The sequence below is a fragment of the Crateriforma spongiae genome (assembly GCF_012290005.1).
GTDB lineage: Bacteria > Planctomycetota > Planctomycetia > Pirellulales > Pirellulaceae > Crateriforma > Crateriforma spongiae.
In genome coordinates this window covers 494,472-518,550 of sequence record NZ_JAAXMS010000002.1, presented here as the reverse complement: position 1 = coordinate 518,550, position 24,079 = coordinate 494,472, and the positions used below count along the sequence as shown (strand labels likewise).

18 protein-coding genes are annotated in these 24,079 nt (G+C 59.1%); 12 read left to right on the top strand and 6 right to left on the bottom strand.

Translation table 11 applies throughout. From position 1 onward, the window contains the following. Positions 1 to 83 precede the first annotated feature (83 nt). Entirely contained in the window at positions 84 to 2,630 is a 2,547-nt protein-coding gene (locus HFP54_RS06080; RefSeq protein ID WP_168564442.1) for a serine/threonine-protein kinase, read from the bottom strand. Between the two features lie 415 nt (positions 2,631 to 3,045). Next, positions 3,046 to 3,984, bottom strand: a complete 939-nt coding sequence (locus HFP54_RS06075; protein WP_168564441.1) for a hypothetical protein — start codon at positions 3,982 to 3,984, stop codon at positions 3,046 to 3,048. On the opposite strand from HFP54_RS06075, the gene HFP54_RS06070 reads away from it, so the two are divergent. Beyond that, positions 3,983 to 4,261, top strand: coding sequence for a hypothetical protein (locus HFP54_RS06070; RefSeq protein ID WP_168564440.1), 279 nt, complete (start codon positions 3,983 to 3,985; stop codon positions 4,259 to 4,261). The two genes, HFP54_RS06075 and HFP54_RS06070, sit on opposite strands and share 2 nt — an antisense overlap. A gap of 242 nt (positions 4,262 to 4,503) precedes the next feature. On the opposite strand, the gene HFP54_RS06065 is transcribed toward HFP54_RS06070, so the two are convergent. The 3 genes from HFP54_RS06065 to HFP54_RS06055 are packed head-to-tail and all read right to left on the bottom strand — an operon-like array spanning position 4,504 to position 8,629. After that, positions 4,504 to 7,260, bottom strand: a complete 2,757-nt coding sequence (locus HFP54_RS06065; protein WP_168564439.1) for a hypothetical protein — start codon at positions 7,258 to 7,260, stop codon at positions 4,504 to 4,506. After that, entirely contained in the window at positions 7,257 to 8,231 is a 975-nt protein-coding gene (locus tag HFP54_RS06060; RefSeq protein ID WP_168564438.1) for an ABC transporter ATP-binding protein, read from the bottom strand. Before HFP54_RS06060 ends, HFP54_RS06065 begins: the two co-directional genes overlap by 4 nt. Continuing rightward, complete coding sequence (locus HFP54_RS06055) at positions 8,228 to 8,629, bottom strand: GntR family transcriptional regulator (RefSeq protein WP_168564437.1); 402 nt, start codon at positions 8,627 to 8,629, stop codon at positions 8,228 to 8,230. The genes HFP54_RS06060 and HFP54_RS06055 overlap by 4 nt, the downstream gene beginning before the upstream one ends. Positions 8,630 to 8,845: 216 nt before the next feature. Here HFP54_RS06055 and HFP54_RS06050 point away from each other — a divergent pair, with 216 nt between their 5' ends. From HFP54_RS06050 to HFP54_RS06025, 6 genes are all read left to right on the top strand, one after another. Beyond that, positions 8,846 to 9,670, top strand: a complete 825-nt coding sequence (locus HFP54_RS06050; RefSeq protein ID WP_146410539.1) for a hypothetical protein — start codon at positions 8,846 to 8,848, stop codon at positions 9,668 to 9,670. 290 nt (positions 9,671 to 9,960) lie between these two features. Continuing rightward, positions 9,961 to 10,710: a flagellar type III secretion system pore protein FliP gene (gene fliP / locus HFP54_RS06045; RefSeq protein ID WP_390656866.1), complete on the top strand. Its 750-nt coding sequence runs from the start codon at positions 9,961 to 9,963 to the stop codon at positions 10,708 to 10,710. Between the two features lie 84 nt (positions 10,711 to 10,794). Beyond that, entirely contained in the window at positions 10,795 to 11,058 is a 264-nt protein-coding gene (locus HFP54_RS06040) for a flagellar biosynthetic protein FliQ (protein ID WP_145303369.1), read from the top strand. Continuing rightward, complete coding sequence (locus tag HFP54_RS06035; RefSeq protein ID WP_146410541.1) at positions 11,058 to 11,846, top strand: flagellar biosynthetic protein FliR; 789 nt, start codon at positions 11,058 to 11,060, stop codon at positions 11,844 to 11,846. The genes HFP54_RS06040 and HFP54_RS06035 overlap by 1 nt, the downstream gene beginning before the upstream one ends. 3 nt (positions 11,847 to 11,849) lie before the next feature. Then, entirely contained in the window at positions 11,850 to 12,926 is a 1,077-nt protein-coding gene (gene flhB, locus HFP54_RS06030; protein ID WP_168564436.1) for a flagellar biosynthesis protein FlhB, read from the top strand. A 307-nt stretch (positions 12,927 to 13,233) separates the two neighbouring features. Continuing rightward, positions 13,234 to 14,775, top strand: coding sequence for a 2-isopropylmalate synthase (locus HFP54_RS06025; protein ID WP_197135865.1), 1,542 nt, complete (start codon positions 13,234 to 13,236; stop codon positions 14,773 to 14,775). Positions 14,776 to 14,897: 122 nt separating this feature from the next. Here the strand turns inward: HFP54_RS06025 and HFP54_RS06020 are convergent, their stop codons facing one another. Next, positions 14,898 to 16,496 carry a glucuronate isomerase gene (locus HFP54_RS06020; protein WP_168564435.1) on the bottom strand — a complete coding sequence of 533 codons (1,599 nt, stop codon included), beginning with the start codon at positions 16,494 to 16,496 and terminating at the stop codon, positions 14,898 to 14,900. A gap of 470 nt (positions 16,497 to 16,966) precedes the next feature. Between HFP54_RS06020 and HFP54_RS06015 the strand changes: the two genes are divergently transcribed. From HFP54_RS06015 to HFP54_RS05995, 5 genes are all read left to right on the top strand, one after another. Beyond that, on the top strand, positions 16,967 to 18,604 hold the full coding sequence (locus tag HFP54_RS06015) for a S1C family serine protease (protein ID WP_197135867.1): 1,638 nt from the start codon (positions 16,967 to 16,969) through the stop codon (positions 18,602 to 18,604). A 282-nt stretch (positions 18,605 to 18,886) separates the two neighbouring features. Continuing rightward, positions 18,887 to 20,080, top strand: a complete 1,194-nt coding sequence (locus tag HFP54_RS06010) for a formylglycine-generating enzyme family protein (protein WP_197135869.1) — start codon at positions 18,887 to 18,889, stop codon at positions 20,078 to 20,080. A gap of 408 nt (positions 20,081 to 20,488) precedes the next feature. Beyond that, complete coding sequence (locus HFP54_RS06005) at positions 20,489 to 21,508, top strand: aspartate-semialdehyde dehydrogenase (RefSeq protein ID WP_146410546.1); 1,020 nt, start codon at positions 20,489 to 20,491, stop codon at positions 21,506 to 21,508. 40 nt (positions 21,509 to 21,548) lie between these two features. Beyond that, a complete protein-coding gene (gene truA, locus HFP54_RS06000; protein WP_168564434.1) occupies positions 21,549 to 22,373 on the top strand; it encodes a tRNA pseudouridine(38-40) synthase TruA in 825 nt (274 codons plus the stop codon). A gap of 171 nt (positions 22,374 to 22,544) precedes the next feature. After that, entirely contained in the window at positions 22,545 to 24,077 is a 1,533-nt protein-coding gene (locus tag HFP54_RS05995; protein ID WP_146410548.1) for a serine/threonine-protein kinase, read from the top strand. Positions 24,078 to 24,079: the final 2 nt, after the last annotated feature.

Below are 24,079 nucleotides of genomic sequence, written 5' to 3'. Positions count from 1 at the left end.
TTGGGGGAGAAGGTGGCCAGAAACTCTACGTAGGCAATCGATTGCTCCGTTGAACGGGCCGTGAAACCCCAACCGCGTTTCGTCTAAGGCAACCCGCGGAGGTTTGACTCGTCGGCGTTGGCCGCTGAAGTTTCGGCTGAGGCGTCGGACCCATCGATCACCCGGCGAACATCCGACCATTGTTCGGACTGTCGCGGCGTCAATTCCGAATGTTCCCGCAACATCTGGTAAGCGACGTCGGCTTGGGTCGCCCACAAACGTCGCTGGTCGGCATCGACGTTGCCCAGATGAATCAGTGCCGCCAGCACTTCCGCAACATCCGACAGGTGACGCACACCAGGAGCGGTCTGCAATAAACGTTGTCGTCGGGACAGGCTGTTTTCCAGCAAGCGACGTGCTTCCAGATCGCTCGGACCGGGGGGCGTTCGGTCGTCGCCAAAACCGTCGGCTTTCATCAACAGAGTTGCCAAGCTGTATTCCGCCGCAGCCAGGTTGGTTTGGCAGAACCCATCACCATCGGTCAGCGATCGAGACCTATGAAGATCGTCGATGGCCAGTCGATACATCTGTGATGCTTCGGATCTGTGGCCGCCGGCATCGGTGATCAATCCGGCCAGCCGCAGGCGCCCGTGGGCAATCGACTGTCGATAGTCGACGCGGTTTGGATGGTCGTGGGCGATTCGCTGCATCGCAGCAATCAACTCTTGCCACACCAACCGTTCGTCGGCCAGTTGTCCTAGGTGGTGTAACGCATCGGCTCGTGCGACTGCGGCCGTTTCCATCAGGCGATGATCGGCGGCGGTGCCACGGTGCCGGGACAACCACGCGGACCATTGATAAGCTAGTCGGGCTTGCGTCAGTGTTTCTCCGGTGCAAGTGGGTGATTCATTCGTTTGCCAACGTCTGCAGGCGACCAAGTGCAGGCGGGCGAGCACATTGGCCAGATCGAAATCCAACGATTGGTTGGTTCCCGGAGCCGACGTCGGGTTGTCGATGCCTTGGCGTCGAAGTTGCCAGGTCAGCCAGCGTTGATGGCCGTCAATGTCGATTGCGGTTTCCGGATCGATCAGCATCTGCGCGATGTCCAGGTTGATCCGATGGACGTGATGATCGATACGGTCCGATGGCGAAAGTCGGGCGGACTGTACGGATTTCGCTACTGTTTGGGCACTGCGGTACGCGGCGTCGGCTTGCTGAATGTGTCCAGCGATACGGTGAAGGTCGCTCAGACGCAGGTACAGTTTTGACTGCTGCAATCGGCCGTAATGCTGCAACCGGACGGGCACCAGTTGCGGCTCCGACCCCAATTCAGTGGGTGCTTCTTCTTGCAGCAGGGACTCGTAATGGACGATGGCTTGTTCGATCAATTCGGATCGCACCGGATCGAGTCCCGGGTAGAACTGAAGCGAACCGCTCAGGTCGATCAGCCACGCGTCGGCCGCACGTCGACTCTGGTCCAGTCGGCGAAGGGCGTTGCGATGGGACTGTTGGGCGGCGATACGTGCATGCCGCTCACTCAATTGTGCTTGTCGAATGAAAAATCCGAACACCAATGCGGCGACCAACAGCATCGCCATCGCAATGGAAATGGTTGTGGCAATCGCCCGGTGTCGCCGACACCACCGCGATAGGACGTCGATGGTGGTTTCGCGATGCGCGCTGACTTTTTCGCCTGCGATGAAACGGCGAACGTCGGTGGCCAAAGCTTCAGCGGTGGGATAACGATGACTGGGATCCAACTGCATCGCCGTATCGCAGATCGCTGACAGGGCACGCGGTACGTGTCGGCATCGAAGCCGTGCGGCATCCCAGCGTCCGGCTCGCACCGCTGTCAGCACGTCTTCCACGCCTTGGCCGGCGAACGGATGGCTGCCGACGGCGATTTCGTACAGCATGACGCCCAAGGAATAGATGTCAGTGGCGCCGGTCAGCGTATCGGTCTGGCCGCAAGCTTGTTCGGGCGACATGTAGGCCGGTGTACCGACGACGGCACCGGCGGTGGTGCGCGCCGAGTCATCGATCGGTGATTCCAGCAGGTCGCCGGCAGCATTCAAGTCGGATTCGATGGCCGAAACATCGCGTACGGCGTCGGCCCCGTCGATGCGTTTGGCCAATCCCCAGTCGACGACGATGGTTTCGCCGAAGCGTCCGACCATGACATTGGCCGGTTTCAAGTCGCGGTGAATGACACCTTGCTGGTGCGCGTAGGCGACCGCTTCGCAAACATCAATGAAACGCTCCAGAAGCGGCACGATGGCTTCGCGATGGGACCAGGTGCTGGATTCGGATTGTGTGCAAAGCGAGGCGTGGGTGTCGCGGATCGATTGGCGAAGCGGATGTCCGTCCAACAACTTCATCACATAGGACGCATGACTTCCCGCCTGGCCTTCGTCCAACTCGTGAACCGGAACGATGCCCGGATGCTGCAGTTGGCTGGTGATCCTGGCTTCGTGCAAGAATCGTTGCCGAACCGTAGCGGTGATGTTCGCCGATTCAGTGATTCGCTTGATGGCAACGGTGCGTTGAAGTTGTCGATCGAATGCCCGTTGCACCACACCCCAACCGCCTCGCCCGACTTCGCCCGTGATACGGTAGCGTTGGTTGGTGGTCGGTTGGAAATCACCGGCCATAACCGGTTCGCTCGTCAACGAAGACTTTGCGGATGCGTCTGTACCTGTTTGCCGCTTGCGATGACGGGCCGAACGTCGGGGACGTCGCGATGCACCGGAGCCATAAGATGCTTTTTCGCCGGATCCGGACGAACGGCTTGGCGGACCGCCGGCCTTGGTTGGGTCCGCTGGTGATTCCGACGATTTGGCATTGGCGATGGGGCCGGCAGATCCGGGGCCAACGGTGGCGTCGCTTGGCGGTGGTGACGGGCGACGGGATGACATGGCGGGCTGCGCGGACGGACCGGGAAAGACGGCGTATCGGCGTTGTTTGGAGCGTCGACGCCGGCTTTCAAAGCTAGGTCACAGCCGTGTCGGAATGATGCAGCTGCCACGCGGGCCCGCAAAGTCCCGCCAAAGATCCCCTGCAATCGTTTCAATTCATGTAATAGGCCAGCCCGCGGCCCAGTAAGCTGAAACCGGTGATGCTGCAGAACAGAATGCCGCCGATCGCCCGGCCGGGGCGTCGTGCTTCGGCTTCGCCGTTGAAATGCAAGTACATCCCGTACAACCCGACCGCCGCGATCCCCAACAAGACGACACCGCCGATGATGAAGCCGATCGCCTTCAGGCTGTTGTCCGGTGTGTTGTCCTTGGGTTGCTTTCCCATTTCGTCTTCGGCGCGACGCAAATAGTCCGACGCACTGCCGCTGTCACCCGACTGGCGGTACGGCCCCGACGATCCGCCGCGACGTGACGACGCGCTGCCTTGGGACGACAACGCGACCAAGCCCCAGATCGAACCGCCGATCGCGAACGGGTACAGGATCAGCCCCAAACACATTCCGGCCAGACACAGTGTCGGCAGCAATGCGGCGATGCATGTCACATAGCCGACCCACTTCGCCCCGCCGGTGATCATCCGAATCGAACCGGCCAAGACCAAAAAGAAATTGATCAGCAGTCCCGAGAACAGGACGATCATCACGTTGAAGTCGCGAGGATTCGTTACTTCGTCCCGGTTGGCGATCGCGATCCCCATAATCGCAAGCGTTGACAACGTGCCCAGGCCATAGGGAATCGCGATCAGCAAGCCCGGCCCCAGCAGGCCCGTCGACTTTGCCGACCCGCCGGAATTGCGACGCGGCGGCGTGTAACCACCCGATGAGGCATAGGGATTGCCAGCAGGCGCCGGTGCGGACGGAAAAGCTGATCCCGATGAAAGTGGTGATGACCTTGTCGGTGCTGGCGCACCAGCATCCGGTAGGTCCGCAAAGGGATCATCATCGATCGCCGAAACCTGAGCCAACGGTTCGGACGGGATTTCCACCTCGGGTGTACGGACCGTGATCGTGGCCGAACACTTGGGGCACATGAAATGGTTCACGCCCGGGGCGACGGGCAAACGCATCTTCGACTTGCACTTGGGGCACACCGTGATCGACGGATCATCGGCGGTCTTGGACGTCGGCTTTGCGGTTGAATTGCCGGTCGCGGTGGATTGGGGCTTTGGTGCAGCCGTGCTGCGTGTCGGCTTGGGCGGACCCGTGGCCGGTCGCCTCGGCGATGCCGCTTTTGCCGGCGCGGCAGGCTTGGACGCAGCGGTCTTGGACGGAGCGGTTTTGGTCGGTTGTCGTTTTTCGACCAGATAGATTTCCTGGCACTTCGGGCACTGGACCTGCTTGCCCTTCAGCTCGTCCGCGATGGACAGCTTTTGGCCGCACTTCGAACAAGTCAGGGTCAGTGGCACGGAAGGCGAAGGCGGGAGAAAAGAGGGAGGGAGAACGGCGAGATGTTCGCGACCCGAATGGGGCAGCCTTCAGTTTAGCTTGCGAGCTTCCGATTCGACGATCCCTTTTCGCCCGCCAATTCCATTCCCTTCAGGATTTATCGGTCAGTCATCTGCACCGCCTCGGACGTCGCCGACGGAAATCGTCTGGCGATCGGTATCCAACGACGGTTCGTTGTCCAGCGTGGGAATTGGGTAGGAAGTGGCACGGCGATAGTAATACAGCGCTCCATGGGCATAGCGTCCATCCACCACGGTGTCGCGTGCCAGCAAATCCGCCAAGTCATAGACTGATGAATCACCACCGACGATCTTCAAGCGTGGATCCTCCAGCGTGCTGTTCTCGGCAATCTCAACTGCAAACTGTGGCGAGACGAGTGCCACCTGTACATCGTCAATCTCAACCCAGTATTCGCCTTCTGTAATGGCCACCTGCGCAGCTTTTCCAGCAACGATCAGGAACGGCTGGCCCTGTGCCGGATCGATCATGACGTCGTCATCGACGATATCACTTAGGTCGGTGACAGCGGAAGGAAGTCGTCCGTCGTGAGTCTTTTGCCACAGCAAAATGGCCATCCGGACAATCAACGCGCGGTACATCTGGACCGATCGCAGGAACGTTGGGGCGTCTTGAAGCTTGAACTCATAGGTGGGGACCAGCAAATGCGGATCACCGATGTACGTCTGGCGGACAAACCAGTCTTCGGAATCGGGGCGTTGATTTCGCTCGATAATATCGGCCATACGGCGAAGCGATTGAGTCGATTGGACAATCTGGTGGTCCACAAAGCGTTGCAAACGCTGGCGTTCCCAAGGCATCCACGAGGTGACGATCAAACCACGACGTGTCGTCGGATCCCAAATCCGATTGAAGAAATCCGAATCGTTGGCGGCCAACTGTTGAAGGAGATGGCTCTGCAGAGCCTGTGACCGCAAGGCCGACTCTTTGTCCGGAACCAAAGGCGTCAGCTGATCGATGATGCTTTGAATCGCTGCGGGCTCGGTTGACGGCATGGTCGCCCACTGGAGTATCAGCCAAGCGTTTTCTTGCTGAAAAAAATAGCTGTACCCAGCATCTTGTGCCAACGCTTTCAAGCGGATCAGCGATTGTAAAAATTTCTGCGCCGCTTGGCTGTCACCGTCGGCAATGGCCCGGCGAGCGGCAAGTTGGGTGTCAAGGCTGAGTTTTCCCAACGCATGCCGAATGCGAACGCGATCTGTGTCCGTCGGCAATGCGATGCGGTCTTCTTGCAAGGCTTCGCTGAGGACGTCGACATCAACCTCCGCAATGGGATCGTAGTGATACATTCCCCCGCCCCAGGAAGCACCGAGTCTGCCATGGATCTTTGGGTCAATCATCCGCAGGAATGCGGCCGTTTTGCCTTGGTCTTGGCGTGGCAGATCGGGCAATGACAATGCCGCGATCTGTTGCGCAGTGACCGCCGGTATTTCGTAAGCTCGGAACGCGGCCACAAATGCCAGGATCAATACCGCCGGCACTCCGATGCAGACGGCCAGCCAACGGCGATGTGCACGGTCGTCCCATTGGTACAGCCAACCCTTTGCGGTCAGAAAAGTCGCCAAGAACGCAAAGACGATCAGCGGAAGGACGGCGACCCAAAACGGGATCGCCAGGATCACCGCGAACGAGATCCAAAAGATGACCAGCACGCCGGTCAAAAGTGACAATCCGAATCCGATCAGTCCTGACTTGGCGAAACGCGAGATCAATTGACCGACCGCGAACCCGGCCAGAGGGCCAAAACAAAACAACCAATACTCGCGGCGACGCCAATCCATCATCATCAATGCGATGCAGAACAACGCAACGATCGCGCCGGGCAACACCAAGGTCGCCAACCAGTGAAAACGCGGCCGAATCGGTTGGGCGAACAGGAATCGCTTTTCGGCGGACGAAAGGCCCAGCGTGATGCCGCCGAACAGCGAACCGCCGAGCGTCAGAAACAAAGCGATGCCTTCTTCGTCGCGACGGATCGCGTACACCATCAGCAGGATCACCGCAGTCAGTCCGATCCAGATCCCGGGTGCCGAGCGATACTGGCACCAGACCAATCGTCCAAGTCGCGCCAGGGAACCCGTGGCGACCTTTTCCGATCGACTGGCCAATGCATCGGTGTCTCGGCCCAATAGCCCTTGACCTGCGCGGCCCCAGTCGGCGGCTCGGTCATCAAACCAGGCACCGGACGATCGAACGGCCAATGCAGCCACCACCGACATTGCGATCAACCGCATCACCATTCGCAAGGCACTATTTTGCGATTGGGTGTTCCATAGCGTGCCCGTCCAACCGAATGTCCATGCCAGATAATCGGCCAGGCTAACCATCGCAAACGCGGTCACCACTGCCAGCATGGCGGCCAGGACCAAAGCGACCAGCGGACGTCGGCTGAGCATCGATATCAGCATGCCCCAGGCGGTCATTTCCAAGGCCGCGACCAGCACGCTTAGGTTGCCAAGATCGACTTTGTCGGGGGCCGCCAACGCCACCGCGGTGAACGCCAGAATCGCAAACAGAATCAACGAAACGACCACGGCGACGATCAGTTTCGACAACACGACGGCGGAAACCGATGTCGGCAGCGATCGCTGCAGGATTCCCGTGCCGTTTTCATGTTCGGCGGCAAAAGCGGTCGCCACCATGCCGGCCAACGCGATCAGCGGCAATCCGGTCGCCAACGCCGCCATGCCGATCGTGTAACTGTCACCACTGCCGCGGCCCAGAAAGGCGGCCATCGCCAACAATCCGACGCCAATGACGGCCAGGACGATCGCAAAGCTGCGAGCGATGCGCCATTCCTTCCACAACAGACGTCCAAATCCCGGTTCGGTAATCACACTCATGACGAAACCTCCGGTGCAAGGGGTTGATCGTCACTTTGGGGGCGTGGCTGGGCCATTCCGTCATCGGTCGACATCGATTCGCCGATATAGCCGACAAAGATCTCCTCGAGCGATGGTTCGTTGACACTGCAGCGGTCGACGAATTCGCTGTTTTCAATTTCCGCAATTTGCGAATCGGTCACGTCACGAACCAGCAATCGCCATTGCCGGCCCGTTCGGTTAGCGCTGATGACGTTGTCACCACCCAGCGGTGACGGAACACCGGTATCGGTCACGTTGACCAGCAATTCACGGGTGTTGCGTTTCAGCGATTCCAATGACTCGCAGTGCACCAACCGGCCTTGTTTCATCAACGCGACATGATCGGCGACCCGTTCGACTTCGTTGATCTGGTGGCTGGACAGAAACACCGTTTGGCCCGTCGCCGCACGTTCGATCATGCTTTCCAGAAACTCACGACGTACCATCGGATCCAAGCCCGAGGTGGGTTCGTCCAAAATCAACAATTCCGGTTCGTGCGCGGTTGCCAGAGACAGAGCCACTTTGGCTTTCATGCCTTTGGACAATTCGCGAATTTTCTTGCCCGGTGCGATACCGAACCGGCGAATGGATTCGCGATAGCGGGCTAAGAAGCCTTCGGCGTGAAAGCCGGCGGCGAACCAACCCGTTTCGTCGACCGTCATCCAGTCGTACAGCGACGGTTGTTCGGGAACGATGCCGATGCGGTGTCGCAATGCCACACTGTCGGCGACCGGGTCACAACCCAGCACGCGAATGCTGCCGCCGTCGATGCGTACGGTTCCCAGCATGGCTTTGATCGACGTCGTTTTTCCTGCGCCGTTGTCGCCCAGCAACGCGAACACCACGCCCGACGGCACGTCGAAGCTGACTTGATCAACCGCGGTCGTTTTGCGGTAGCGTTTGATGACCGATTGGAACCGGATGGCCGAGGCAGGTGAGGGGGCATTCATGATTGGGCCTCCGGTTGGGATTCGTTGGACTGGATCAGTGCTTGTTCAACCAGGTCACGCACCTGGTCGACGCCGAGACCGCTGCGAAGGGCTTCGTCGATCGCTTGGCCGATGCGGGCACTGACGATCGCGTCACGTTCCTTTCGGCACCGATCGGTGGCCCTTTTCTTGACGGCCAACCCGGTGCCGCGAATTGATTCCAGCACCCCGTCGGTCTGCAGTTGGTTGTACGCCCGGGCGACGGTGTTGGGGTTGATGGTCAGTTGCCGGGAAAGTTCGCGGACGCTGGGTGCCATTTCGCCTTCGCGTAGCACGCCGTCGGCGACGGCAAACTTCACCTGGCGGACGACTTGGTCGTAAATGGCGACCCCATTGCTGGGGTCGATGTGGAACAGCATCGAATTGGCCTCCTGTTCTAGGTAACTAGTACAGTAGCGGTTGGCGACGGCGCGGTCAAGCTTTTTTGCCGATCGGTCTGTCACAGCCGCCCGCGGGCCCCGCTTAGACGACGGTGCCGCGGGTGAATCGCCGCTGACGTCGACTCGGCATCAGCGGACCCGGATGTTCCGGCTCGGGCACCGATTTCCATTTCAAAAATCGGGGAGACAGTATTGATGAAACGCCAAAACCATCGCCGCAGCGTGCGGCCACGTCGTCTAGGAGTCCAACCACTGGAAAGTCGCAAGCTGATGGCCGGCGATGTCGCGGTGGACGTCGACATTTCCGGAAGCCGTATGGATGTCGAATTGACCGGCGACGGTTGGTCCAACGGTGTGGAAGTGCGCCAGATCGGGGACTATTTGCACATCAACGGCCTGAACCACGGCGGCGCTGCGACCACGATTGAGGGGCAAGCGTCGTACGTCCTTGCGACGAAGTTCTACACCGGGTCCCAGTGGGTATCGTTGGACGATTTGCGAATCGAATTGAACGGCGGCGACGATCACGTGTTGATCCGCGACGTTCGAATGAACGCGTTCACCCACAGCGATTTGGAAATCCGCACCGGGCGGGGCAATGACCGCATCACGATGATGGATGTCACGGTGTTGAACGACATCGATTTGGACGACGACGCTTGGCAGGACGGCAATGATTATTGGTGGATGCGCAACATCGATGTCGGCGGGAAACTGGAAGCCGACATGGGTGACGGCTTTGACACGTTCGTCGCGTCCTATTTGGACGCCGACCACTTGGATGTGAACTCCGGCCGCCACAACGACTACGTCAGTCTTTTCGGGATCGACGTGGATGAGTTGGATGTTCAGCTTTCCAGCGGCAACGACCGGTTGCGTATCGATGCGTCCGATGCCGTCTTTGCCGACCTGGATGGCGGCGCCGACGACGACGTCTTGGATGTCAATGGTACCGGGTTTTATGCCAACGGTTTCAATGCGGTCGCCGCATCGGATGATTTTGAAACCATCTACAGCTGATGCCGCGAAACCAACGCTGATGCTGGCATTTGACGCCGATCGCGGCGTGGGATTCCGGTGGGAAACTGCTGTGTTTCACGTCGCCGGTCGGACGTCTGGCAATCTGACTTGAACGAAATTCGCGATTTTGCGACTCTTCGTTGTGAACGGTTCAATGCCTTCCATGGTCAACGGAGTGACCTGAATTGATCCCGATGCGTACCGCCGGACTGCTGTTGCTTGTCTGGGTTGGGTGCTGCGCTCCGGCGACCGTCTGGGGGCAAAACGGTGCCGCGTCGGACATCGACCCCATGGCCGACGCGACGGTATTGCCAAGACAGCCGGTCGAATTGACGCCCGAATCGTTGGACTTCTTGGGCGGTGGTCCGGAAAAGTGGACCAGTCCCGAGGGGATGGCCAGCAGCTTGCAGATCTTGCTGTTGCTGACCGTGTTAAGTCTAGCGCCCGCGGTGCTGTTGATGACGACCTGTTATGTCCGCATCGTGATCGTGTTGGGATTGCTGCGACAGGCCATCGGTTTGCAGTCGCTGCCGCCCAGCCAGGTGATGACCAGTGTTGCATTATTCATGACGCTGTTCGTCATGACACCGGTCTGGAACGAGGTGTACGACGACGCGATCAAGCCGTACACCGATCCCGAAATCGAAATGTCGTTGACCGAGGCGTTCGAGGCGGGGGCTTTGCCGATTCGGCGTTTCATGGCTCGGCAGATCGATCAGGCGGAAAATCACGAAGACGTGTTGCTGTTTTTGAACTACATGGATCCTGACGGGCCCGTTCCCAGTGGATTCGAAGACGTTCCGATTCGCGTCATGTTGCCGGCGTTCATCTTGAGTGAATTGAAGGTCGCATTCTTGATGGGCTTTCAGATTTACTTGCCATTCTTGATCGTCGACTTGGTGGTCGCCAGCGTGACGATTTCGATGGGGATGTTGATGTTGCCACCGGCGGTGATCTCGCTGCCGTTCAAGTTGTTGTTATTTGTGTTGGTGGACGGCTGGAATTTGGTCGTTCACATGCTGATGAATAGTTTCGGATAGACCGGATCGACCTGCGCCGGGCGACGGATCGTCGGGCCAGTGGACCGATGGATATTCTGCCTTTTTGATTGACGATGACGACGCATGGACGCTTCCTTTGCCACCGATCTGGTTCGCGAATCGCTGATGTCGGCGATGTTGATCGCCGCGCCCATGTTGATCGTCGGGATGGCGGCCGGGCTGTTGATCGGTCTGATTCAAGGTTTGACTCAGATCCAAGATCAAACCGTGGCTTTTGTGCCCAAGATTCTGTCGATGGCCGTCGTCTTGGTCGTTTGTACGCCGTGGCTGTTGGCTCGCATGGTCGAATTCACTCGCACGGTGTTTGAAAACGCGGGGAATCCTTGATGGAAGCGACCCGCGATCTGTCACAGTGGCTGGTCGATCATCTGGTGGTCTGTGTCCTGGTACTGACGCGGCTGAGCACTTTGTTGATGGCGATGCCGGCGATCAGCGCGGGTGTTCCCAAACGGGTCCGCGCGATGTTCGCGATCATGTTGACCGCGTTGTTGGTGCCGACGGTGGTGGACATGACCGATCCGGCGCGATTGCCAAGCATCGATAACTTGGTGGATCTGGCCGTCGCGATTGGTCGTGAGGCGTTGGTGGGGATGTTGATCGGGGCCACGGTGCAATTGATCGTGACCGGGATCCAGTTGGCCGGCGAAACGATTTCCGGCACCGGCGGGATGCAGCTGGGCCAGTCGATCGATTCCACGTCACAAAGCAGCGTGCCGACTTTGGCCAAGTTGGTTGGCATGATGGTAACCGCGGTCTTGTTGTTGATCGGTGGTCATCGTGTGTTGCTGAATGTCCTGGTCGACAGCTTTCGATCAATGCCGGCCGGCAATGTGGTGCTGGATTCGGCGATGATGGACTTGATCTTGACGCAGTTGACGTCGGGAATGATCGCGGGGATCCGTGTGGCCGCGCCCGTGGTTGGGGCCTTGCTGCTGAGCAATCTGATCACGGGTTTGGTCAGCCGGACGCTGCCACAGCTGAACGTGTTGGCGATCGGTTTAAGTATCAATGCTTTGGCAATGTTGGTCGTCACGTCGCTAACCATCGGTACGGTGGGTTACGTCTTTCGCACCGAACTGGGCATCGCGGTCGCACGGTTGCAGGAGCTGTGGTAGGCGATGGCTGATTCCGGTGGTGACAAGAAGCATTTTGCGACCGACCGAAAGCGACGTCAGGCACGCGAGAAGGGCCAAGTCGTCAAGAGCCAAGATTTGGCCAGTGCGTTGATGCTGTTGTCGGCATTGGCGGCGCTATGGTTTCTGGGGGATGCTGCCGCCAAGCAAATCGGGATCGCGGTGACCGAGGGATTGTCCAAGCCGCGTTTGTCACTTGGCGGACCCGCCGGCGCGTCGCGGCATCTGATGACTCACGCGGCGCGACTGGGACTGGCGGCCGTGCCTTTCTTGTTGGTGATGTTTGCCGCCGGCGTCTTGGTGAACGTGACTCAGGTCGGCTTGATGATTTCGCCGGACAAATTGGTTCCCAAGCTCAGTAACATCAGTCCGCTGTCGGGTGCCAAACGTATCTTTTCTCTGCAGGGCGTCATGCGTTTGACCTTTGGCTTGTTCAAAGTCGCGGTCATTGGCGTCGTGGCATTCTTTGCCGTTCGTCGCCGTTATGAAGCGTTGCTGGGCATGGCCACGATGACGATCGGCCAGGTCGCAAGGACGCTGTTCCAAGTGTTGGTCGAAGTGTGTCTGTATATCGGTGCGGCGCTGACGATTTTGGCGATCTTGGAATACGCGTTTCAAAAATGGAAGTTCGAACAAGACCTGATGATGACAGATCAGGAATTGCGAGATGAAATGAAGGAGACCGAGGGCGATCCACAGGTGGCCGCACGTCGCCGTCAAGTGCAGCGACAGATCGCCATGAACGAGATCGGTCAGAACGTTCCGAAGGCTGATGTGGTGGTCAGCAACCCGACGGAGTTGGCGATCGCGATTCAGTACGACCCGGTCACGATGCCGGCGCCTGTGGTGCTGGCCAAGGGGGCGGGGGTATTGGCCCAGCGGATCCGGCGTGTGGCGCTTGAAAACGGCATCCCCGTCGTCGAACGCAAACCGCTGGCGCAGTTTTTGTACAAGAACGTTGAAACCGGAGACGTCGTTCCGCCGGAACAGTACCAGGCGGTCGCCGAGGTGTTGCGGTATGTTTATCAATTGCAGGGACGCAAGATGCCGCAGGCCGCCTAGACGTCCTCGGGCCGGCCGAATCGCGGTTGGGGCGATGGCAGAAACGCGTCATCGGGCGAACCCCGACGGTCGTATTCTGTCTAGGCTTTACACATCCCCGGATCTTTGACCATACTTTCAATCATGACGACCCGCACCCAACTGCTACCGAGCCTGCTATTGTTGCGACGCCCCTGCGTCGGATGATGAAGGTTTGTGTCGCCGGAAACGGTCGGATCCCCGAACACGGAAAACCCGAGTCATCGCGACTCGGGTTTTTTTTATGACTTCGTTTGTCGTTTCATCGGTTCCTGAAAGGAAACCAATCATGTCTTCGTCTCGTTACATCCGCATTTTCGACACAACGCTTCGCGACGGCGAACAATCGCCGGGTTGCAGCATGAATCTGGCCGAAAAGCTAGAGGTTGCTCAGGCGTTGGCGGATTTGGGCGTGGACATCATCGAAGCCGGTTTTCCGATCGCTTCGCCGGGAGACTTTGAATCCGTCAAACAGATTGCCGGCACCGTGCGTGGGGCCACGATCTGTGGATTGGCCCGGTGCAATGAAAAGGACATCGATGCGGCTTGGGAGGCACTGAAGACGGCACCGGCGGCCCGGATTCACGTTTTCTTGGCCACCAGCGCGATTCACCGCGAGTTCAAGTTGCGGATGTCGCCGGACGAAATCGTCCAGCGTGCGGTGACCGGCGTCCGCCGCGCCGCAGGCTATTGCGACGACGTGGAGTTTTCACCCGAGGACGCCTTCCGTACCGAGCCGGATTTTCTGTGCCGGGTGGTCGAAGCGGCGATCGATGCCGGGGCGACCACCGTCAACATTCCCGACACGGTGGGGTATGCGACGCCCGGTGAAATCTACGACCGGATTAAATTGCTGTGTCAAAAGGTGCCCAACATCGACAAAGCGGTGATCAGCATGCACTGTCACGATGACTTGGGCATGGGCGTGGCCAACAGCCTGGCCGGGGTCGCCGCCGGGGCAGGGCAGATCGAATGCACGATCAACGGCATCGGTGAACGCGCCGGCAATGCGGCGTTGGAAGAAGTCGTGATGGCGATGAAGACCCGTGGCGATTTCTATCAATGCGAAACGGGGATCGATTCCAAGCGGTTGTTGCCCACCAGTCGTCTGGTCAGCAAAGTCACCGGACAAGCAATCCCACGCAACAAAGCCATCGTCGGGCGCAATGCCTTCGCCCATGAATCGGGCATTCACCAAGACGGCATGCTGAAGGAACGCAGCACGTACGAAATCATGTCGCCCGAAGAGGTCGGATTCACGAAGACTGATTTGGTGTTGGGCAAGCACAGCGGACGGGCCGCACTTGCCGATCGCGCCAAGACGTTGGGGCTGACCTTGACCGGCGAACAGCTTCAGCAAGTCTTTGAACGTTTCAAAGATCTGGCCGACAAGAAAAAAGAGATCTATGACGGTGACATCATCGCATTGGTCCAGCAACAGATCAGCGGCAATGTGCCGGAGGAATGGTCTTTGGTCGATTATGAAGTCACCAGCAGTCGCAACAAGACACCCAAGGTGTCGGTAACGCTTCGCAAGGGCGGCGAAGAACACACCGCCCAGGCCGAACAAGGGGATGGTCCGATCGACGCCGCGTTTTGGGCGGTCGAAAAGATCACCGGTGTGCAACTGATCTGCAAAGACTTTCAGGTCCGCAGCGCCACGTTGGGTCGGGACGCCATCGGTGAAGTCAACCTGGAAGTTGAATACAAGGGCCAGTCCTATCGCGGCATTGGTGTCAGCACCGACAGCGTCGAAAGTACGATCTTGGCAATGTTGAATGCGTTGAATCGGATCGGCGATAGCCGGCCGGCCGGCACCAGCGACGCTTGATTCTCCGCCATCATCGTGGTTGTCAATTGGACAGGGATCCCACGCGGCGTTTCGTTCACGTCCACCCTGCATCGGCGTCTGCCGCATCGATGCAGGGTGTCAACGTTCGTTGACCGAGATAATTAGGACGGTTTGTCGGTTTCGTCTTCGTCGACCGGCAGGGTCGGTTCGCCCGTTCGCGGATCGTTCTTCAGACGCAAGTCCGAATCGTCCGCGACGAACTGCGAATCACCGCCCAGGGGACGAATGTTCGTGCTGGTTTCGTCTTCCGACCCGGTCAGGTCGCCAACGTCCAACGGTTCGGCGTCCAATTCCGATGCAACCGACGCCGCATCGGGCGGATCGTTGCGGTCACCGATCACGACATCGGGGCGACCCACGGCGGTCAATTCGTCGTCAGTCGGTCGTGGATCCAATTCGCCATCGCCGGTCGATTCGATGTGGAAGATGTCTTCGACGTTGCCACGCAGCACACGATGGCCCAGGGCGATCGCCTGTTCTTCGGACCAACCCAGGAAACCGACAAAGTGTTCGGCCAGCAAGTTGGACAGCACCTGGCGGTACATGTCGAACTTGGGCCACACGAATTCCAATTTGTAAGCGTCGCTGTAGTAGCCGATCTGTTTGGTTTGCGGGATCGCTTCCAAGCGTGCCATCGCGTCGCGAGCGATGAATGACGGCGTGTTGCTGTACCACCAGTGTCCGTTGGTGACCACGTTCGGGAAAATCCATGCATAGCTGACCAATTCTTGATTGGTGACGCTGGCCAACACGGACACCGGGAAGGTGACCTTGGGGAACGCATTGAACAGGGCTTTGTACTGGATCAAAGAAACCCGCGAATCGTACAGGTCTTGGCCTTGGAATACGCCGGACTCGTACACACCGCGATTCACACCAATCATCAGATCAAAGGGCAGCCTAAATTCATCGCACAGTTCGGCCAGTGTCCAAAAGACGAAACGCGACAACGCGGTGTGGTGTGAATCGTCGGCCAAGATGCCTTGACGCAAAACGCTTTCCCAAGCCGTCTCGGCTCGACCGTCGCTGACCTGTTGCGGTTCGAAAGTGGGGGGCAACGAGATGGCACAGGCTTTTGCACCGGAGGCGGTGAAGTGTTCGAACCGTTGTTTCAAAGCCGAACGCAGACTGTCCAGCGATCCGGTCAGTTCGATGCCGCTGCAGTCGGTCAAACGCTGGCGTGTTTCCGGCTTGGCAAGGTGAAAGACAAGATCGTCCGTCCGCAGACAGGGAATGTATTTGGCGGTGTCGAAACCTTGCAGATCGTCATCGAAGTCGTTGGTCAGAAAGACCGCGCGGACGTTGCTGCGGGACAGCACGGTGTCGGCCCAATTCGGGGATGCAAACTTGTCGGCCGCTGCCGCGGTGATCGTCTCCAGGTTTTCAGAATCAATCGTTCGACAGTCGACATCAAAAAGTTTCCGGCAAATCTCGATGAACCAACGATACTGGACCGTGTTTTCGATCGGCCAAAGGCCTTTGACCAGTCGGGCGACCAGTTCATCGGGGCCGATCGAATCGTCTTCGATTTGGTCCTTGGGCATGCCGGCCGAATGGGCCAGTTCGGTGTAGTAGTGGTATCCCAGCAGGTCGGCCAGCGACTTGGACGCCGGTGCGTGCGGATTAATGTGGGTGTGCGGATCGACCAATTCGATGTCGGCGAGGGCTTGGTAGATCGTCTGGCTGATGGGATGAGGCATGATCAATCGGGTGATAACGCTTGGGGCGGGTTACGGGACTGTCGTATGAGGTGGCGTGGGAAACAAAATTTTTGGCCACGAACGTTCGGGGGCGACCGTTCCGGATTCGGGGCGACCCGGCCGATCCGGTCGCGACAAAACTCAGAATCGGCCCGAACGGTGTAGGGCTGAGTCGGAATATCAGGCGCGGGCGGCATGGGAACCGCCGTTTCTGCACAGTTTATCACTCGTCCCCGATGCCGCACCGTTACACTGGACGGGTCCGGTGGCCCGCCACGGCACAGCGTCAGGATATCGTCGACCGTGGTTCCCAACACGTCCGCCCGATGCCCTGATTTTGCTGTCACGCGGGATTGCCGGGGCGAACGGGGGTGCGACAGTAACGTCGGTCGGATGGTGGTGGAATGATGATTCCGCCATAAGCATCCGGCTTTTTCCCTAATGTCGATGGTTTCGTTTTTGGTTGCGCGATGACGAATGATCCTGCCGATCGAATAGAACACGAGTTGCCACAGCAGGCGTCACCGCCGATGTCAGGCAAGGACGACGATTCGGTCGTCACAGGCGATTCCGCCGTCCACCACGTTTGGGCGACCGCATCCGATCCGAGCGACGATCTGAAAACCGGTGGGATGCCGGAGGGCCAGATTTGGCGATTTGACGATGGCGTCGGCGAAGGGGGATTGGGCAAGGCTTCGCCGGCAAAAAACGATTCCCGCGCCGACACCGGTGTTTCGGAAATCGAGGCAGATGAGGATCAAGTCGACCAATTTCGCCGCGCCTTTGATGCGGCGCCTGCGTTGAATCCGACTCCGGAATCCGCAATGGAATCTGCGTCCACGTTGAACGGCCCAGCGACCTTGGCTGCGCCGTCGGCTTTCGGCGGGGCGTCTTCGCCGGCCAGATCTTCTGGCGGTTCAACCGAACGTGGGCGATCAAAAGCCAGGGCCCAGGGTGGTTCGGACGCACTGACACAAAGTCTTTTTCTGATGGCCACGATGTTGGTCTTGCTGGCGACGGCGCGTTATGCCGTCCCCCGGATTGTGGAAGAGATCCGTTACGCATGGCACCGTGGCGAGTTACGGGCCGAATACGAGACCGGAATTGATGGCTTGAAGAACGTTTCGCTGGATGCACTCAGCGACGCGTATCAAATGGTGACGGCCACGGTCGGCCCCAGCGTCGTTCATATCGACGTCCAACGTCGCGTTGACCCATCCGGTGACGCATTGTCGGCCTTGTTGCCCGGCGGCGGATCGCCGTCGGACCAGGGCAGCGGCGTGATCGTGGACCAGGCCGGCTATGTCCTGACCAACCGGCACGTCATCTCCGAAGGCGACCAAATTTCGGTGACCCTTTCGGACGGACGTCGTTTGCCCGCCACCGTTCTGGGCAGCGATTCGCTGACGGACTTGGCGGTGCTGAAAATCGATGCTGACCGTTTGATTCCGATTCGTTGGGGCGACAGTGATCGCTGCAAAGTCGGTTCACCGGTTTGGGCGGTGGGAAGTCCGTTCGGGCTGGACCGGACGGTGACGTTCGGGATTCTGAGCGGCAAGCATCGCATGGTCCGCGCGTCGAATCACTACGGGGCTCGCGAGGAATATCAAGACTTCATGCAAAGCGACGTCGCGGTGAACCCGGGCAACAGTGGCGGGCCGCTGGTCGATGCTCGTGGCACTCTGGTCGGGATCAACACGGCGATCGTCGGCGAAACCTATCAGGGGGTCAGTTTTTCGATCCCCAGCAATGTCGTCCGCAAGGTTTACGACAAGATTCGTCTGACCGGTGTGGTCCAGCGTGGTTGGCTGGGCGTTCAGTTGGCCCAGGTGGATGACGATTCGATCATCGGCGAAGACCTTCGAATTCGCGGTGCCAGGGTGGAACAGGTCAATCCGCCCGATTCACCTGCGGGGCGTGCCGGCGTGTTGCCCGGGGACATCATCCGAGCCGTTGACGGCGTGACCGTCACCGACGTCGGGCACCTGATGCGGTTGATCGGCAACGCCATGGCGGGGGCGAACGTGCGTTTGGAAGTGATTCGTGACGGACAGACGCAAGAATTGCAGGTCCTGTTGGGCAAACGCCCCGATCATTTGGATCGATAAGAATCGCAGATTGACGGTTTTACCCGGCGTGACGAAACGTCCGGACGCGATGCTGATACGGAACGTCGCAGGCGACCGTAAATGGCGCACCACGCTGGCGTTTCGTCGGGTTTCTGCTGACAATAGGGGGCAAGCTTTCCGGTCGGCGTCGCGGATGTCCGGCGAACCTGAACATCCGGGGCGTGGTTTTCACCGACACGGTTGCTTTCCTGCCCGCCTGAAATAGGCTCGACCCGCCTTCCGCCCCAAAGTTTCTTTTTCATGACTATCCATCAAAGTTCGATGCACGTGCCACGATTTTCTTTGCCGCGACTTTCATTGTTCATCGCGTTGGCCGCCTTGGTCGGCTTGAACCCCCATGCGACCGCAGCGACGCCCGGTATCGCCGACGAAAAACCGGCCGACGGTCCGTCGGTCAAAGTGGACCAGGGGTACATGGTGCCTTACACGGTTCGGATTCCGGGGACCGACATCGAGTTTGAAATGATTCCGGTTTCCGGCGGGACCTATCAGATGGGCAGCCCCGATTCGGAAGAAGACCGCAACGATGACGAAGGCCCCCAGGTCAATGTCGAAGTTGCACCGATGTGGGTCGCCAAGACCGAAGTGACTTGGCAGCAGTACAAAGAATACATGCGGATGTATTCGATCTTCAAAGACTTCGAAGCTCGTGGCGAACGCACCGTCAGTGATGACAACATGACCGATGCGATCACGGCACCGACCGAGTTGTATGATCCGACCTTCACCTACGAATATGGCGAAGAACCGATGCAACCCGCGGTGACCATGACGGTCTATGCGGCCAAGCAGTTCACCAAGTGGCTTTCGCGGATCACCAACCAGCAATTCCGCTTGCCGACCGAGGCCGAATGGGAATACGCCGCTCGCGCGGGAACCACCACCGCGTACAGTTTCGGCGACACCGCGGACGACATTGATGACTACGCGTGGTACTTCGACAACGCGTTGGACGGACCGGGTTTGGTCGCGACGAAGAAGCCCAATGCGTTCGGGTTGTATGACATGCACGGCAACGCTGCTGAATGGGTCGTCGATCTGTACAGCGAAGACGGCTATGCCCGCCTGGCCGACAAGCAACCGGTCGATGCGATCGAATCGGTCCAGTGGCCGGAAACGCCATGGCCCGCCGTGGCCCGTGGAGGATCCTGGGAAATGGACCCGCCAGATCTTCGCAGTGCGGCACGCTTGGCCAGTAACGACGATGATTGGAAAAGCGAAGATCCGAACTTCCCCGTCAGCCCCTGGTGGCACACCAGCGACCCATCGCGAGGCGTCGGGTTCCGTCTGTTCCGATCCTTGGAACCGTTGGCCGATGAAAAGATCGATCTGTTCTGGGACGCCAACGACGAAGAAACCAAGGACGCCGTTCAGTCACGGATCCAAGGCGGTCGTGGCGGCTGGGGCCTGGTCGACGAAACGTTGCCCGAAGCGATCGAGAACATGGACAACTGATCGACGCTTTTGCGAGCCCCATGAGGGCGGCTGGAACCCGGACGCATACGGCTGAAACGACGGCCCTTCCCGGCGATTTTGTGTCGCCTCGAAGGGTCTTTTCATGCGCCGGTTATTGACGAAACCAAGATCCAGGCGGATGTTTTCCTTCGCCGATCGGCCGTTTTCCGGGGAAATTCGGATGCCGCTTGCGGACGCTTGACGACCGATCAGGATGATGGATGTCGCTGCGTCGGCCTGCCATGGCGACCAACCGCGCGGCGGCGATGACGGGCCGAACCTGTGGGCGGTTACCCCTTTCATTCAGTCTGTTTCGCGACTTCCAACGTGTCGCTCCGTCGATTCGGGCCACACGTGACGCATGTCCGTCCAACACACCTTCATTCTACGAATCAAAGGATCACGACGTTGTCAGTCAACTTAGCCGTCGTCGGTGCCACCGGTGCCGTCGGCCGGATCGTTTTGGAACAGTTGGCCCTTCGCAAACTGCCCATCAATCGCTTGAAGCTGCTGGCGTCCCAACGCAGCGTCGGCAAAGAGGTCCGGTTTGCGGACGAAACGTTGAAGGTCCAATTGCTGGAACCCGATGCGTTTCAGGGGATCGACATCGTGGTCGCCAGCACGCCGGATGAAGTGTCTGCAGAATTCGCTTCGTGGGCGACCGACGCCGGCGCGGTGGTCGTCGACGAAAGCGGGTATTGGCGGATGGATCCCAAGGTGCCGCTGGTCATTCCCGAAGTCAATCCGGAAGCGATTCATGACCATCAGGGAATCATCGCCAGTCCGAACTGCAGCACAACCCAGATGGTGGTTGCACTGGCGGCGCTGCACCGCCACAGCCCGGTGCGTCGCGTTGTCGTCAGCACTTATCAGGCGACCAGTGGCGCCGGCTTGGCTGGAAACGAAGAACTCTACGACAGCACCCGCAGCGCCCTGACCGGCAAGACGCATCCGGCCAAGACGTTCCAGTATCCAATTGCTTTCAACTTGATCCCACAGATTGGATCGGAAAAGGAAGCGGGGTACACCAGCGAAGAAATGAAGATGGTGTACGAGACACGCAAAATCATGGGCGACGACGACATCGTCGTTTGTCCCACTTGTGTTCGTGTCCCGGTCACGATCGGCCACAGCGAATCGATCCTGGTGGAAACCGCCGACCCGATTTCCGTCGACAAGGCGCGAGAGTTGTTTGCGTCGGCACCGGGCGTGACGTTGGTCGATGACTTGGACAACAAGCAGTACCCGATGCCACAGGATTGCGAGGGCAAGGACGATGTGTTCGTCGGCCGCGTTCGCAAAGATCTCAGTTCGCCCAACGGTCTGGCGTTCTGGTGTGTCAGCGATAACTTGCGAAAGGGTGCCGCGACCAACGCCGTGCAGATTGCCGAATTATTGATTCAGAAATTGGCGGCCGCATCGTCGTGATCAAGGTGGCTTGTCCGCGGTCGCCGGCCGAATGGGTTCCATGACGTCACCACGCACGTTCAAGTTGACTGTCGCCTATGACGGTACCGATTTCAGCGGATGGCAAATCCAACCCGGTCGCATGACGATTCAGGGTTGGTTGGAGCGGTCGGCCGCGAAGTTGGCCGGGACGCGTGTTCATGTCGTCGGCAGTGGGCGGACCGATGCCGGCGTCCATGCGATCGCCCAGGTCGCCAGTTGTACGATGCCGCGATGGAATGCGCCGGCCCAAAAATTGGCCACGGCGATCAACGTGTCCCTGCCGGATTCGATCTTGGTCACCGATGCGGTCGACGCGCCGGATGATTTCCATGCGATTCGGGATTCGGTCAGCAAGCGGTACCGGTATCAATTGCAAAACGGCGGCAACCGCAATCCGCTGGAACACCGGTATTGGTACCGGCTGCGAAAACGCGTCGACTTGGATGCCATGGCCGAGGCGGCACAGTTGATCGTGGGACGCAAAGATTTTGCGTGCTTTCAATCGGCCGGGGCCCCGCGAACCACCACGGTCCGTCATGTGACCGCGTGCGACATCATCCCGTTGCCCGACGGGCCGTGGGGCGAATCGCGTTTGGCGATCGAGGTTCAGGCCGACGGTTTTTTGTACAACATGGTCCGCAATATCGTGGGGACATTGATCTATGTGGGGCTGGGCAAGCATCCGCCGCACTGGGTGACGGAATTGTTGGCGGAAAAAAAGCGTGAACTGGCCGGTCCCACGGCGCCGGCGAACGGTTTGTTCTTGAAGTCGGTCTGGTACGGGGCAAACGAACCAGGGGCGATCGAGACGTCCCTCGGGCGTCAAAATGCACCCTCCGGCTGACGAAGATTTCGTTTTTCCATCAAAAACGGCGGCCTTCATTCAAACTTCATTGAGAAGGCCGTAAAGCCCCTCGTGACGCGGGCGTAAGGGGGACGATCATCGAGGGCAAGGCATTACACTATGAGGTTCCCGCGAGTTGCGGGCCCACGAATCCCACGTCTCGGCGACTTCATGTCTGGTCAACCATCGACCCCGAATCCCACCCTGCTGGATGACGCTTCGCGCGGATTCGTTCGGCGTGCGATGGCCGGTGGGCTGGTGGAATTGGACGACGTCAAGAAAGTCGTGGCGTCATTGCTGGCCGATCAGACCACGTTGACCCCGGAAAGCTTGGCCGAGGGTCTGGTGGCGGCCGGGATCCTGACCGACTGGCAATCGCAGAAGGTGCTGGCCGGTAAGAGCAAGGGCTTCTATCTGGGGAGTTATCGGTTGCTGCGGCCGTTGGGCCGTGGCGGCATGGGGATGGTGTTTCTGGGGGAACACCAAATCATGAAGCGTCTGATGGCGCTGAAAATTTTGCCGTCCGAACAGTTGGCCGACGAACGTCGAATCCAGCGTTTCAAAGACGAGGCACGTGCATCGGCCCAGCTGGATCATCCGAACATCGTGCGGGCGTACGATTGTGCGGAAGCCGGCGGCAAAGTGTATATCGTCATGGAATATGTCGATGGTGCGGATTTACAGCAGGCCGTCGCCCGTGACGGGGTAATGCCCGTCGCCACCGCGATTGACGCGGTTCGCCAAGCCGCCGAAGGCCTTTCGCATGCTCATGCCCGGGGGATCATTCACCGTGACATCAAACCATCCAACTTGATGCTGGGGCGTGACGGCGTTGTCAAAGTCAGTGACATGGGGCTGGCACGCATCGGTTTTGATTTTGATGACGGCGGCAAATCGTCCAAGCGTCTGACCGGGACCGCCGACTACGTCGCCCCGGAGCAAGCGATCGACAGCCGCAGCATCGATTCGCGGGCCGATATCTATTCGCTGGGATGCACGTTCTATTTTCTGCTGACCGGTCGTCCACCGTTCAGCGGCAGCTCGTTACAACAGCGGTTGGCGAAGCACCAAACCGCGCCGGTGCCCGATGTCCGGTCGGTTCGTGATGATTGTCCGGTCGCGGTTGCCGATCTGGTCAAGCGGATGATGGCCAAACGGCCCTCGGATCGACCGCCGTCGATGTCCGACCTGTTGGTCCAGCTGAAGCAGATCCGTGGGGTTCCCACGACGGACCAAACGGGATCGCTGCGTTCGTTTGCACACCCCGATGACACCACATCAATGGCAACGTCGGGACAGCACACGGTTTTCGAGGAAAGTTCTATTTCCTCCAGTGGTGGCGACGAAAGCGGTCTCAGTGGCGATCCCACCGAATCATTGGACGGGTTCGATTTTTCGGACCTACCCGATTTGCCGGCTCCCGGGGCTGCGTCCGCTGCTGATTCGATGGGGCCGTTGGGGCCCGCTTCGCCGCCACCGCCGCCACGCGCGGTCGGTCGCACGACGGGTGGAAAAGCGGAATCCGATGGCGGCGGCAACAGTCAGCAGGTCTTGCTGGGGATCGGGTTGGCCTTCGCCGCCTTGGCGTTGGTGGCCGTTTTGGGCATGATGGCGTACACGTTTTCTCGTCCTTTGGAGCAATCCAGGCCGCGGTTGAAGCAGTTCGACAGCAAGGACGGCACCCTGATCATCGTCGACGAATAGCC